The organism is Sporosarcina sp. P7, assembly GCF_002743425.1.
Lineage (GTDB): Bacteria > Bacillota > Bacilli > Bacillales_A > Planococcaceae > Sporosarcina.
This window is the reverse complement of sequence record NZ_PDZF01000015.1, coordinates 22,582-35,562: the sequence shown is the minus strand read 5'-3', so window position 1 is coordinate 35,562 and position 12,981 is coordinate 22,582. Positions and strand designations below refer to the sequence as shown.

Below are 12,981 nucleotides of genomic sequence, written 5' to 3'. Positions count from 1 at the left end.
TGTTTTATAAGTAGGTTATCATAATCGTCCGGCATTAATCAACTACAATAGGTTCCCCAAGCATACGCACGGCATGTACGTCCTGACAAAACCCTTTCAACGCATTGACAATTTTCGGTACACGCGATTCATGTTTCACTAGTCCAAATACCGTTGGACCGCTACCGCTCATTAAAACAGCATCCGCACCAAAACGCTCCATTTGTTCCTTGAGTGTGACAACTTCCTCATGAATACCCATTGTTACAGGCTCCAATACATTCCCTAGTGATGCGCACATCTTGTCATAATCACTCTCTTGCAACGCTTCCATCATACGGTCCGTTTGCGGATGTACGATAGAAGACAAGTTCAACTGACCGTAGATATTTCCGGTCGATACACCGATTGTTGGTTTCGCCAGCACGACCCAGCAGTTAGGTGGAGCAGGTAGATGTGTAATGTCTTCTCCTCGCCCTCTCGCAATTGCAGTGCCGCCGTACACGCAAAATGATACATCTGATCCTATTTCCGCACCCAGGGTTGCTAACTCGTCTAAAGTTAAGCCTAGTTCCCATAGACGGTTTAATCCACGAAGTGTCGCGGCTGCATCTGAACTACCGCCAGCCAGCCCCGCCGCAATCGGAATGTTTTTATCCAGAGTAATTTCAACTCCGTAATCCAAGCGATAGCGTTTGCGTAATAAATCTGCTGCTTGGTACGCCAAGTTTTTGCGATCATTTGGCACAAATCGATGAGATGACTTAATCGTAATGGCATGATCCGTCGTAGGACATAGCCAGATACGATCAGCCAAATCAACCGTTGTCATAATCATCTCGACATCGTGATAGCCATCCGGCCGTTTACTTAACACATCTAATGTTAAGTTGATTTTCGCAGGCGCCTTTTCGTAAATCATGATAAAAGCTCCCTCCCCACTGCATTGTTCTTGCTCATATATTACCACAGAATGGATAGAACATAAGAGGATTAAATAAAAAAGACCTGCAAAAGCTTTGCAGGTCTCTTTGTCACGTGAAATTCCGTACCACAGTTCTGTAGTAGATGATTCCTACAGTTACTTTTGCATGCCTAACATTTCATTCGTTATTTTCGCAAGATTTTATCCATCGCTTTTCCCTTTGCCAACTCATCAATCAGTTTATCCAAATAACGTATTTCTTTCATCGTTGATTCTTTCATTTCTTCCACTCTAATCCCACATATAACACCTATGATTAGCGTCCGTGAAGAATTCAACTTAGGAGCCTCCGCAAAGAACGTTTTGAAGTCTGTCTGTTTTTCCAACTGTGCTTCCAGCTCTTCCTGGTTGTACCCTGTCAACCAACGAATGATTTCATCGACCTCCAGTTTCGTGCGCCCTTTTTTCTCCGCTTTGTTAATATAGAGCGGGTACACTTTGGCAAAACTCATTGTATATATTTTATGTGTAGTCATCGTTACTCTCCAATCATCTGTTACTTAGGATAGTTTCTACTTGAAAAACGATGTGCGACAGCAAATCCGCGGCATTTCGTCTCGCACTTAAGCGAGGTGACTGGCCGCTCCAAAGATGAATCCATTCGGGACGATTTTGCTTGGCAGCTTCACTACGAATCCCTGCCGTCAATGTATTCATTATAGGATAATCCGGTAGTTCTTCTTCGTAAGGTTTTATGTCACGGATAAAGGCATTTTGAATACCTCTTGCTGGTTTACCGCTAAATACTGACGTGACGACGGTTTGGTCTTCTGTACTTTGGAGAATGGCATCAATATGTTGTGTTTTTGCACCACTTTCGATGGCCGTCACAAAAGCGGTCCCCATTTGAACCGCTTGCGCTCCTAGTGTGAGAGCTGCTAAGACACCTCTTCCGTCCATAATTCCTCCTGCAGCAATAACTGGAATCTGCACATGGTCCACTGCTTGAGGAACAAGCGACATCGTTCCGATCATGGAATCACCGAAGCTTCCTGAAAATGTACCACGATGCCCGCCCGCCTCGCTTCCTTGCATCACGACCAGATCAACCCCGTACTTCTCATTAATCATAGCTTCTCTCACAGTTGTGGCAGTCCCCATAACGACGATATTCTCTTCTTTTAATCTTTGGATATTCTCTTTAGATGGCACGCCGAATGTGAAACTGCAAATCGCTATCTTCTCCTCAATTATGACTTCCACTTGTTTATCAAAGTTCGCGCTAGATGCTTGCTTTACTTCAGGCTCAGCTACGTGTAACTCTTCACGATAAGGTCGTAATAATTCATTGGCCTTTTTAATCTTATCTGCGGATACCTCTGACGTCTCCGGAATAAACAAATTGACACCGAAAGGCTGATCCGTTAATGCCTTTATCTTCTTAATCGCTTCTCGCATATCTTCCGCCTGCATATAGCCTGCCCCAAGCGTACCCAGACCACCTGCATTGGAAACAGCAGCTATTAATTCAGGCGTGGTCGTACCGCCAGCCATTCCTGCTTGAATGATTGGGTATGTAATTCCAAGCTTTTTTGTTACATCATTTTTATTCCACATCTTTACTACCCCCTCGAAAGATTATGTAGTAGTTTTACTGTTTCTCTTTTCCTCATGTCTCATCAATACTTTATTTCCCAACCAATAACCGATTAAAGCAGCTGCTACCATAAGTGCAATCGAAAAAAATGAATTCAAACCCGAAAAAAACAACTCCTTGATCAAGCTGATGATACCGACAAAAACGCCAGTGAATAGCCCTCGAACTATATTTCCTTTCTTCACACTTTCTCCTTCTACTGCCATTCTAGAGACCTACAAAGGCCCTAAGAATTCGAATACGTATAATGAATGTTCACTCCATCATATCGTAAATCATAGATGATTGAAGTTTCCACCATCATTCTATGTATTAGAAAGAGTTACAAAGTTATTTCACTCTGCAACTCTAATAATTCATCTGTTACTTTATCATCGAATTCGGTAAGTATACTAAGTTCGCCGTTGTATTTACATTATCATCGTTCACTGTCAGTATTACCACATAGCCGGTCTTTTCCCATCCCGAATTAAACGTGGTTTCATAGTCAGTTTCAGAATAATGGTCCACTCCAAATTCACGTTGCGCGTGCTCGTTTAATTCATTGTACATCGCAAACATTTCATCCGAAGTATGATAGTGATCCTCGCCTCCCATAAAGTCATAGGTTATAAACTGCAACTTGTTGTTTTCGAAGTAATAAATTAAATCTGTATAGTAATTATATTTTGTAGTTCGATAAATCAATAATCGTTTATTTCCTTCACGTAAATTAGAAAGTAATATTGCCGGTGACTTCGATTCAACACTCATCACTTGAGCCGGGTCCATTCCAAAGTGAATTCCTCTTGTCACCATGACTGGCGGTGCAGGTCGGAATGCGGGATCCATGGCTCTTGCTACGAAAGCGGCAATATGAGACCGGGTTAATGTTTCATTTGGTTTAAATGTACCGTCTGGATAGCCTGAGGTGATATTTTCAAAAGCCAGTTTACGCACCGCATTATAAGCAGTAGAACCCTTTGGTACGTCTTTAAATCGTATGTCTTTTTCTTTCGTCAGTTTGAACGCATTCGCAATGAAAGCAGCCATATGTCCACGTGTTACCTTTTGGGTAGGTTTGAAAGTACCGTCTGGATATCCATTAATAATTCCCGCATTCACGGCGGAATTGATATAGCCAGAGGAATATCTGCTAGAAGGAACATCTTTAAACTTCGTCTTCGTTTTCTTTCCATTAAGACCCGTAGCTTTAGCCACCATGACCGCTACTTCTTCACGTGACACTTTGTCATTCAATCCAAAGCGCGCGCTAGGTTCAATCACTTTGTTTTCTAACAAATACATAATTGCAGTATAATTCGGATGATTTTTCGGTACATCCGTAAATACTTTAGTGGAAGCCTGTGTTTTAGGAGCTACTGAAAACGTTAAAATAAGTAGTAGAATTACTGCAAAAACTTTCTTCATACGTGTTGATCTCCTTTTCGCCATAAGATGTAATGACTATATCACGTTCATTAAGTGAAAAGTTGAATACGTTAAAAGACGTTGTTTTACTACACAAATGTACCAAATTCGCTAAGTGAAAAATCATAATTTGTCTATATACATTGACGCAGTTCTATTATCTAAAGACTTCAACAGTACACTGCTATCACATAAAAATTTAGTAGTCAGAATTAACTTTCTATAATGTGTTGTGCAATACAACGCTAAAAAAGTAGTCGAGCATAATATCCTATTTTCACTCAAATTGTAAATGAAATTTCTATATATATAGACTCCTAGTCGTAGGTATATAGTGTTGACTATTATCCATTTTTACTGTTAAAAATTTCTTTCACGCCATATTTACGTTAATTACTAAACAAGTCTCCCATACTAGTGCTGTTTTTCAAACATTGATTCTTAAACGAAATGCTTCTATGATGAATCTATATTGAACCTAGTTATTCCAAACTACAAGGAGGAAGAAAGAAATGAAGTTACGAATGCCCCATATAACTATCGTGCCTATACTATTCGGTGTACTTTTTGTAATAGTATTCACTTTTCCATTTACAAATCAAGTCTCTGCACACGGCTATGTCAGCCAGCCAGAAAGTCGAGCACTACTATGCAAGCAAGGCGATAATAGGAACTGCGGGAGAATCATCTATGAGCCACAGAGCCTAGAAGCGTCCGGGAACTTTCCAATTGGCGGACCAGCCGATGGTAAAATTGCCAGCGCAAATATTTTCTTTGAGTTAGATACACAAACCCGCCTTCGTTGGCACAAAGTCGCATTGAAAAGTGGTGACTATCAATTCAAATGGAAATTCACAGCACCACATGTTACAAGTTCATGGGAATATTACATAACACGTACAGGATGGGATACGAACCAACCGTTAAAACGTGCAGATTTTCAGAAGTTTTGTGCAGTAGATGGCAAGAAACAGAAACCCCCTTCAGAAGTAACGCATACTTGCAACTTACCTGAACGTACGGGTTATCACGTGATCCTCGCTGTATGGAATATAGGCGATACACAGAATGCATTCTATAACGTCATTGACGTAGATTTCGGTGGAGAGCAAGCATTACCAACCGAGTTGGACAAGACTTTGGAGATGACTCCTATTCTACCTAGCAAACCAGTACCTGAAACGAAGCCAGAAAAATCTACTATAGAGAAGCCAATCCAACAAGTGGGCAAATGGGATAAAGGCATGGTTTATGTTGAAGGAAATCAAGCACGATTTGAAGGTTCTTTATATGAAGCGAAATGGCGGACCCGCGGAGACCTTCCCGGTGATTCGGCTGTATGGAAGCTAGTAGAACCTGCCAACTCAAACTTACGTGACTGGAGGATGAAAAATGTTTACACAGTTGGTGAGCAAGTGGTTCACGAGGGTATCGTATACGAAGCACAGTGGTGGACGAGCGGTGACACTCCAGAAAAGAAAGATGTTTGGAAATTCATTAAGATCATTAATGCCAATGTGAAGAACTGGGAAAAGAAACTTGTTTATTTAGTAGGAAATCAAGTATTGTATGAAAATAGTTTATATGAAGCAAAATGGTGGACTCGTGGTGATCTTCCAGGAGATTCGGCAGTATGGAAACTAGTAAAATCCGCCACTACCTGTGTACCGCAATGGCGCACTGCGAATGTATACGTTGCTGGCGATCAAGTAATCTATGACGGCAATCTATATGAAGCGAAATGGTGGACCCGCGCGAATGTTCCGAGTGATAGTAAACAGTGGAAACGTAAATAATTCCATATGATTGCAGGGCTATCTACCAGTTATAATGACTGGTAGATAGTCCACAATTTTATCGTAAAAAAGAACTGCAAAGTAATTTCTCCTTTGCAGTTCCATTTGTCAGCCTGTTTTGGATTCTACGGACATCGGTTGGATTATTTTCTTTCCTCCGCTTGTCTACTTGCCATTTCAATTGCATGTTTTACCATGTTCCCTGCATCACGAGAGCGGATACCGCCCCAGCCTTCTTTCTGTACTACATCATAAAAGCCAAGCTCTTTCGCGATTTCAATTTTCAATTGATCTGACATGACGCCTTTTCTCGCCATTTTAGTTTCCTCCTTTTCGGCTGACATCTATAGTGTGCGCCAAACAGAGAAAATTACACTCCAATTAGTTAACGTAATAAAAAATCCGCCTGAACGTTCTGGGCGGATTCACTAGGAAATAAATTAAAATAGCATGATAAATTATTTGATGATAAAGGCCGTTTGGTCCGAACCATCAAGGACTGTTATTTCAACCGCTTCGGTTAAAATATCAGCATAGCTGTAAGAAACTCTTTCAAACGCATTGTCATCCTGGTCCAACTCTACTACGAAAACGGCACGATACGTATCGCGCAAGACTCCAGCATGTTCGATCGTCTTCTTACGACCACCATTTGCTTTCAAGTGGAGACGTTTCCCTAAATGAGCGTCCAGTGACTTTTTAATGTCTGCTAATGTTTTTGGCATGTTACTTACACCTCACTAAATACAAGCATAACATTTTCCCAAGCGTTTGTCAACAAAATTTTTATTTTAACAGTTTGTATATGTCTTTGTCAATCACTTTATGATGAAATTCACTATTTTTTCGTATGAAATTGTCATTAATTTTATTCCAGTTTTGTCTTGCCAAAGTAAGGGTATAGTGCATTGGCCAGTTTGATGAATTCCGGAATCGATAATGTTTCCCCTCTTCTGACTGGATCTATTCCAGATTGTTCAAACGCTTGCTGAATCAATTCCTTTTTTTCCTTACCTTCAGGAAGTGAGGACTGGAGATTGTTCCACAGCGTCTTACGACGATGCAAGAACGAACCTTGTGTCACAGTGAATAAGAAGTCTTCATCCACTACAGGAGCGTGTGCCACTTCTCTGCGCGTCAGACTAAGTACGGCAGATTCGACATTCGGTTGAGGAATAAACACCGTCTTAGGCACAATCATAGATACTTCTGCATCCATATAGTACTGGACAGCGATTGATAATGACCCATATGCCTTTGTACTTGGTACTGCTGTGATTCGATCTGCTACTTCTTTTTGCATCATGATGACAAGCTGACTTACGCGGGCTTTTTCCATCAGGAACTTCATGATGATTGGTGTTGTTATATAATACGGTAAATTGGCGACAACCACGATATCCTCATAGTCTGCAAATTGCTCTTCAATCACTTGATGAATATCCGCTTTTAGTACATCTTGGTGAATCACAGTGACATTCGAATAAGGAGACATCGTATCTTCGAGTACAGGTAACAGTCGACCGTCTATTTCAAATGCCACAACTTTCCCTGCTTGTCGTGCGAGATGTTCAGTTAATGCACCGATTCCCGGTCCCACTTCAATGACACCTGTGTCTTTCGTGATCGCTGCGTGAGAAACGATATTATGCAATACGTTCGAATCTACTAAGAAGTTCTGGCCTAAACTCTTCTTGAAGGAAAACCCGTGTTTCTGTAAAATTTCTTTCGTTCTCACTGGCGTTGCTATATCTTTATACATCTGTTTTCATTTCCTCCTCATCAAGAACTTGTATCGCTTCATTCAACTTTACGATAGAAATTCGGAACATCTCCAGTCGTTTCTTCAATCCTTTGCCGTTTACCTGCCCAATATTTAATAACTCCGACAGACATTCTCTACGCTTTCTTGAGTCGGTGTGACCGATTAATTTAGCTTCCAATAATATTGCCATCGGTATCACTTCTATTGTATGCTCACTCACCGTATAAACAGAAGCCAACGCTTGACGAATCGCTTCATCGTTCGCATGTTCAATTCCTACTCCCCGTCCATTTCTTGCTATAGTTTCTTTCTTTGGTAAAAATGCATGCTTCACATCGGGAATCTGCTCTTCGATAATTGCCCGAATACGTCGGCCCGGAAAGTCGGGGTCAGTAAATACAATGACTCCACGCGTCTGCTGTGCATGGCGTATGCGCTGGATCGTCTTATCTGAAATCGCTGAACCGTTTGTTTCAATCGTATCTGCTCCTGTCGCTCGTTTGACAGCAATAGTGTCGGATTTCCCTTCCACCACGACTACTTCTTCTATATTCACACTATTCCTCTTTTCTTACGATATCATTCTTCCCATTTTACTGTGTTTTTTCAATTCTGTACATCCATACCGGTAGGAAACAGAAAAAACCGACAAGAGAGAGAGTTTTTCTCTTCTTATCGGTACATTGCTATTAGTTAATAACTTTAATTTTCACTTGACGACGACCAAATGAGTAAGCCGCTTCTTTGGTAGGCATGTGTAAATCGATACGGTTTCCTTTGATAGCGCCACCTGTATCTCCAGCGATGGCATAACCATAGCCTTCCACCCACACTTTAGATCCTAATGGAATCACTCGTGGATCGACTGCGATTAATTTCATATTCGGGTTCGCACGCAAGTTAATACCTGTCGCGGTAATACCCGAACATCCATTACAATAAGCCGTATACGCACTTGCATTGGCGTAGAATTCTTTGCCGCCGCTTGGTTCACCATCGTTACCACGTGATACTGCAACTTGCGCCCGTGCTGGTGTACTTGAAGATTTTGCTGTTGTATTGGTAGATGCTTTTGCTATAGCCGGCGTTGCAGTTGCAACTTCTACTTTCGGCGCTTTAGCTCCTACGTGAACTACTTTATGTGTAGGTTCTTCTACCATTGTCTTACCAATCAATTCACGAGAAACTACTTTTCCATTCTTTTTCGTAATTTGGAATTTCTTTTGTAGTTTACCCTTTTTACCATTCGTGACAACTTTCTCTTTACCTTTGAGCATAGTCATATCTGTTTTTCTTTTTGTTTTGAAGTCCGCTGTTTCTTCAATTACATCTGTGATCTTTTCAACACGTGCAATGTTAACCACTGCATTAGATGCCGTCAATTTTGCATTTGTGTCGCCTTCTACTTTATCCAAGTTTGAAAGACGGATTTTTTGATCTGTCAAAAACTTTCTGACGGTTGTTTGTGTTGACCATACAGTATGCTCTTTACCGCCGTCTTTAACAATCACAGGGAATGCTTTAGCAATCGTAATTGGTTGATTTTCCGTAATCTTCGTCTCTAGAGCGGGTTCAATTTCGTCATGTGTAGAGACTTCAATTTTTGCTGTTTTAAGTACATCATTCACTGTAGCTTCTGTTGTCCAAAGTTCTTGAGTTTTGCCATCTACGTCAATTACTACTTTGTTTGCTTTTTGCCATTTGATCTCAGTATCATTTTCAATGGGTGTGTTCACTGTTGGTTCTACTAGATCATGCTTTTGTACGTTTACATCATTTGCTGCTAGTACTTCTCCGACTGTAGCCGCTGCTGTACGTAATTCTATTTGCTTGCCATTAAGATCCATTGAGATATTCTTCTTTTTTCCGTCAATCAGTACGAGTGACGTTGTGGTTACGAATAATGCTATCGCCATAAATAAAAGCGCAATGCGCATAACCTTTGTATTCTTCTGAGACATGTTAAAAAATTCCCCTTTCATTACACGGCTGAGTATAAAGCGTTTGTTTTACACTGTCAAACTTCTAAACTACTAATCATTCTTAACTTGAGGCATTCCAGATTTACTAAATAAATAATTGCCGTAAGTCGTTCACTGAATCTTAAACAGTTGTAATGCATTCGCAGTCGTTTGTTTTGCTACTTCTTCAACCGACACTTCTTTCAACCGCGCGATTTCCTCCGCCACTAATGGGACATAGGAAGGTTCATTGCGCTTCCCTCTATAAGGATGTGGTGCCAAATACGGTGCATCCGTTTCGATCAGCAACTTGTCTAGTGGTATCTTTGTTGCTACTTCTTTTGGCATTCTAGCATTCTTAAACGTTACAGGTCCGCCTAGCGAAATAAGAAAGTTCATTTCTATACATTGTGCAGCTGTTTCAACACTACCGCTGTAACAATGCATAATCCCACCGACCTCTGCCGCATTTTCTTCTTGCAAAATCCGAACTACGTCTCCTGTCGCATCGCGATTGTGAATGATGATTGGCAAATCTACTTCTTTTGCTAGTTGGATCTGTTTACGAAACAACTCTTGCTGTATATCTTTCGGTGATTTATCCCAGTAGTAATCGAGACCGGTTTCTCCAATGCCGACGACTTTCGGATGGGCCGACAACTCTTTGATCCATTGTAGATCACTTTCCGTGCAATCTACTGCATCAACAGGATGCCAACCAATAACACCATAGATGAATGGGTATTGTTCTACTAATTCCATAGCCTTGTTGATAGTCTTTGTATCAAACCCAACTACGACCATTTTTTCTACGTTTGCATCAATTGCACGTTGAATGACTTCTTCCACGTCTTCTTCGTATTGATCTGCATTTAAATGAACATGTGTATCAATAAACATAGTATCTCTCCTAACACTGTTTTCTATTCTATTGTCTTTGATTGTGTCTTTCATCTCATTTGTATTACAGTTGTGTAACAAATAGTTTGTTTATTCCGTCTACTGTTTTCGAAACGCTTTACTACTAGACGTGCAAAAGTATTAGGGGGTATATGGAAGAATTTTGACATTTATAAGTTTGTTGTAACATTTGCGACATAAAATCAAGTAAAGTGGGTATATCGCTTTCTAGGTTGAGTGAAATTGTTTTTTTCTAGACCAAGAAAGTGCGATTGAAAAGGTAAACACTTCTTCCATTTCTACACTAGACACATCGCGTAAGTCTCCCGGCAGAACCAGTATCCTTGTAAAAAAACTAGTCTGAGGATTCATCCGACAACTGTCTCCTACTTGCCAAGTCTCCAAACCATTACAGGACAGGCATAATCACTCATGCGCAACAACATAACTCCGCATTCTACTCTCCAATGACCTAATTGATACCTAAACGCAAAAAACTGCCACCAGAAGTCGTTGATTCCGACCTCTAATGACAGCTTTATTACGCGATCAATTATTTTACTTGTGCGCCATTCTCTAATGCTGGATCAATTGTCGCAAGTTTTAGCACGCCATCTTTTTCGCCTGCCAAAATCATGCCTTGTGATAATTCACCACGTAGTTTAACCGGCTTCAAATTCGCAACGACAATGACTTTCATGCCTACTACATCCTCAGCATTGTAATATTGTGCAATGCCGGATACTACTTGACGCTGCTCATAGCCTAAGTCTACTTGTAACTTTAACAGCTTGTCGGCTTTTGGTATTTTTTCACACGCCGTGACAGTCGCTACACGCATGTCTACGTTCATGAATTCTTCAAACGTGATTTCATTTGTTTCTTCTTCCAGTTTCTCTTCCATTTCAGCAGGTGCAGTAATGGCCATTTGCTGGCGAATGTACTCAACTTCTACTTCTGTCTCCAGACGCGGGAAGATAGGAATACCTTTCTTGATGACTGTTGTGCCTGCTTTGATTGCATAGCCTTCATCTAAAGTATTCCATCCTAATGAATCTTCGGACAGACCTAGTTGTTCGATCATCTGTTTCGGTGCGTTTGTCATGAATGGCTGTAAGAGAACCGCTGTATGATGAAGGGATAGCGCTAAGTGATACATAACTGAAGCCAATTTCATGCGATCTTCTTCTGACTTCGCCAATATCCACGGAGATGTTTCATCAATATATTTATTTGTACGGGAAATTAATGCCCATACATCAGAAAGTACGACGCTAAATTGCATCTTTTCCATAGAAACCTCATATTTCTTCACTGTATACTGAATCATGTCGCGTAATGGTGCATCAAATTCAGTTGGTACAAGACCTTCAGTCAGAACCTCGCCATCAAAGTATTTATTGATCATTGAGATGGTTCGGTTCAATAAGTTTCCTAAGTCATTCGCTAAGTCATAGTTAATACGCTCTACAAATGCTTCCGGTGAAAATACACCGTCTTGACCAAATGGTAATTCACGAAGCAAGAAATAACGTGTAGCATCAAGGCCATAGCGTTCAACAAGCATTTCTGGATAAACTACATTGCCTTTAGATTTCGACATCTTGCCATCTTTCATCATGATGAAACCATGTGCGAATACTTTCTTCGGCAATGGCAAGTCAAGTGCCATCAGGAAGATTGGCCAATAAATCGTATGGAAACGAACGATATCCTTACCTACCACATGAACATCCGCGGGCCAGTACTTATCGAATAAAGACTCGTCATCGGACATATAACCAAGTGCTGTAATGTAGTTCGTCAATGCATCGACCCAGACGTAAATAACATGTTTTGGATCTCCAGGCACTTTAATTCCCCAGTCAAATGACATACGGGAAACAGATAAATCTTCAAGACCTGGTTTAATAAAGTTATTGATCATTTCATTTTTGCGTGATTCCGGCTCAATGAATGTAGGATTCTCTTCATAATACGCAAGCAGACGATCTGCATACTTTTTCATATTAAAGAAGTATGACTCTTCTTCTACTCGGTGAACTGGACGACCACAGTCTGGACAGTTTCCATCTACCAGTTGCGATTCGGTGAAATATGATTCACATGGAACGCATTTCCATCCTTCATACTTTCCTTTATAAATATCTCCATTATCAAGAAACTTCTTAAATATCTTTTCAACGATTGTCTTGTGACGATCTTCCGTCGTACGGATTAAGTCATCATAAGAAATATCCATCAGTTTCCACAAATCTTTCGCAATATCTGCAATGCCATCGACGTATTTAATTGGTGACAGACCTTCTTCTTCTGCCTTTTCTTGAATCTTCTGGCCATGCTCGTCCATTCCAGTCAGAAATCTGACATCGTAGCCACGTAAACGCTTATATCGCGCCATTGCATCCGATGCAATTGTCGTGTATGCCGTTCCTATATGAAATTTCCCACTTGGATAATAAATAGGTGTTGTGATATAAAATGTTTTTGATTGATTCTCCACGCGTAATTCCTCCAAATAATTAATGTATATTTTCATTTTATAGGATGTTGCACGAAAGTGCCATGTTCTCCTCCGAACCTTATAT

13 protein-coding genes are annotated in these 12,981 nt (G+C 40.6%); 1 reads left to right on the top strand and 12 read right to left on the bottom strand.

The annotated features are described in order from the left end of the window. Nucleotides 1-34: 34 nt before the first annotated feature. From ispE to CSV60_RS13395, 5 genes are all read right to left on the bottom strand, one after another. Complete coding sequence (gene ispE / locus CSV60_RS13415; protein WP_099632519.1) at nt 35-901, bottom strand: 4-(cytidine 5'-diphospho)-2-C-methyl-D-erythritol kinase; 867 nt, start codon at nt 899-901, stop codon at nt 35-37. A 188-nt stretch (nt 902-1,089) separates the two neighbouring features. Beyond that, the gene (locus tag CSV60_RS13410; protein ID WP_099637356.1) at nt 1,090-1,440 is read right to left on the bottom strand and encodes a DUF2200 domain-containing protein; all 351 of its coding nucleotides are present in this window, start codon (nt 1,438-1,440) and stop codon (nt 1,090-1,092) included. Between the two features lie 13 nt (nt 1,441-1,453). Further along, nucleotides 1,454-2,521 (bottom strand): NAD(P)H-dependent flavin oxidoreductase, encoded by a 1,068-nt coding sequence (locus tag CSV60_RS13405; RefSeq protein WP_099637355.1) that lies wholly within the window; start codon nt 2,519-2,521, stop codon nt 1,454-1,456. Between the two features lie 21 nt (nt 2,522-2,542). Continuing rightward, entirely contained in the window at nt 2,543-2,746 is a 204-nt protein-coding gene (locus CSV60_RS13400) for a hypothetical protein (RefSeq protein WP_099632516.1), read from the bottom strand. A gap of 178 nt (nt 2,747-2,924) precedes the next feature. After that, nucleotides 2,925-3,971, bottom strand: coding sequence for an S-layer homology domain-containing protein (locus CSV60_RS13395; protein ID WP_158233184.1), 1,047 nt, complete (start codon nt 3,969-3,971; stop codon nt 2,925-2,927). A 512-nt stretch (nt 3,972-4,483) separates the two neighbouring features. Between CSV60_RS13395 and CSV60_RS13390 the strand changes: the two genes are divergently transcribed. Further along, nucleotides 4,484-5,767, top strand: coding sequence for a lytic polysaccharide monooxygenase (locus CSV60_RS13390; protein WP_099637353.1), 1,284 nt, complete (start codon nt 4,484-4,486; stop codon nt 5,765-5,767). Between the two features lie 143 nt (nt 5,768-5,910). Here CSV60_RS13390 and CSV60_RS13385 read toward each other — a convergent pair whose 3' ends face one another. The 7 genes from CSV60_RS13385 to metG form a co-directional block, all read right to left on the bottom strand. Next, complete coding sequence (locus CSV60_RS13385; protein ID WP_099632514.1) at nt 5,911-6,084, bottom strand: small, acid-soluble spore protein, alpha/beta type; 174 nt, start codon at nt 6,082-6,084, stop codon at nt 5,911-5,913. Between the two features lie 141 nt (nt 6,085-6,225). Continuing rightward, nucleotides 6,226-6,492, bottom strand: coding sequence for a biofilm formation stimulator Veg (gene veg / locus CSV60_RS13380; protein ID WP_029054863.1), 267 nt, complete (start codon nt 6,490-6,492; stop codon nt 6,226-6,228). Nucleotides 6,493-6,635: 143 nt separating this feature from the next. Beyond that, nucleotides 6,636-7,529: a 16S rRNA (adenine(1518)-N(6)/adenine(1519)-N(6))-dimethyltransferase RsmA gene (gene rsmA, locus CSV60_RS13375; RefSeq protein ID WP_099637352.1), complete on the bottom strand. Its 894-nt coding sequence runs from the start codon at nt 7,527-7,529 to the stop codon at nt 6,636-6,638. Further along, nucleotides 7,522-8,088, bottom strand: a complete 567-nt coding sequence (rnmV, locus tag CSV60_RS13370; protein ID WP_099632512.1) for a ribonuclease M5 — start codon at nt 8,086-8,088, stop codon at nt 7,522-7,524. The genes rsmA and rnmV overlap by 8 nt, the downstream gene beginning before the upstream one ends. Nucleotides 8,089-8,221: 133 nt before the next feature. Then, on the bottom strand, nt 8,222-9,493 hold the full coding sequence (locus tag CSV60_RS13365; RefSeq protein WP_233189631.1) for a G5 and 3D domain-containing protein: 1,272 nt from the start codon (nt 9,491-9,493) through the stop codon (nt 8,222-8,224). A 132-nt stretch (nt 9,494-9,625) separates the two neighbouring features. Continuing rightward, nucleotides 9,626-10,393 (bottom strand): TatD family hydrolase, encoded by a 768-nt coding sequence (locus CSV60_RS13360; protein WP_099632510.1) that lies wholly within the window; start codon nt 10,391-10,393, stop codon nt 9,626-9,628. A 553-nt stretch (nt 10,394-10,946) separates the two neighbouring features. Then, complete coding sequence (gene metG, locus CSV60_RS13355; RefSeq protein WP_099637351.1) at nt 10,947-12,932, bottom strand: methionine--tRNA ligase; 1,986 nt, start codon at nt 12,930-12,932, stop codon at nt 10,947-10,949. Between the last annotated feature and the right edge of the window lie 49 nt (nt 12,933-12,981).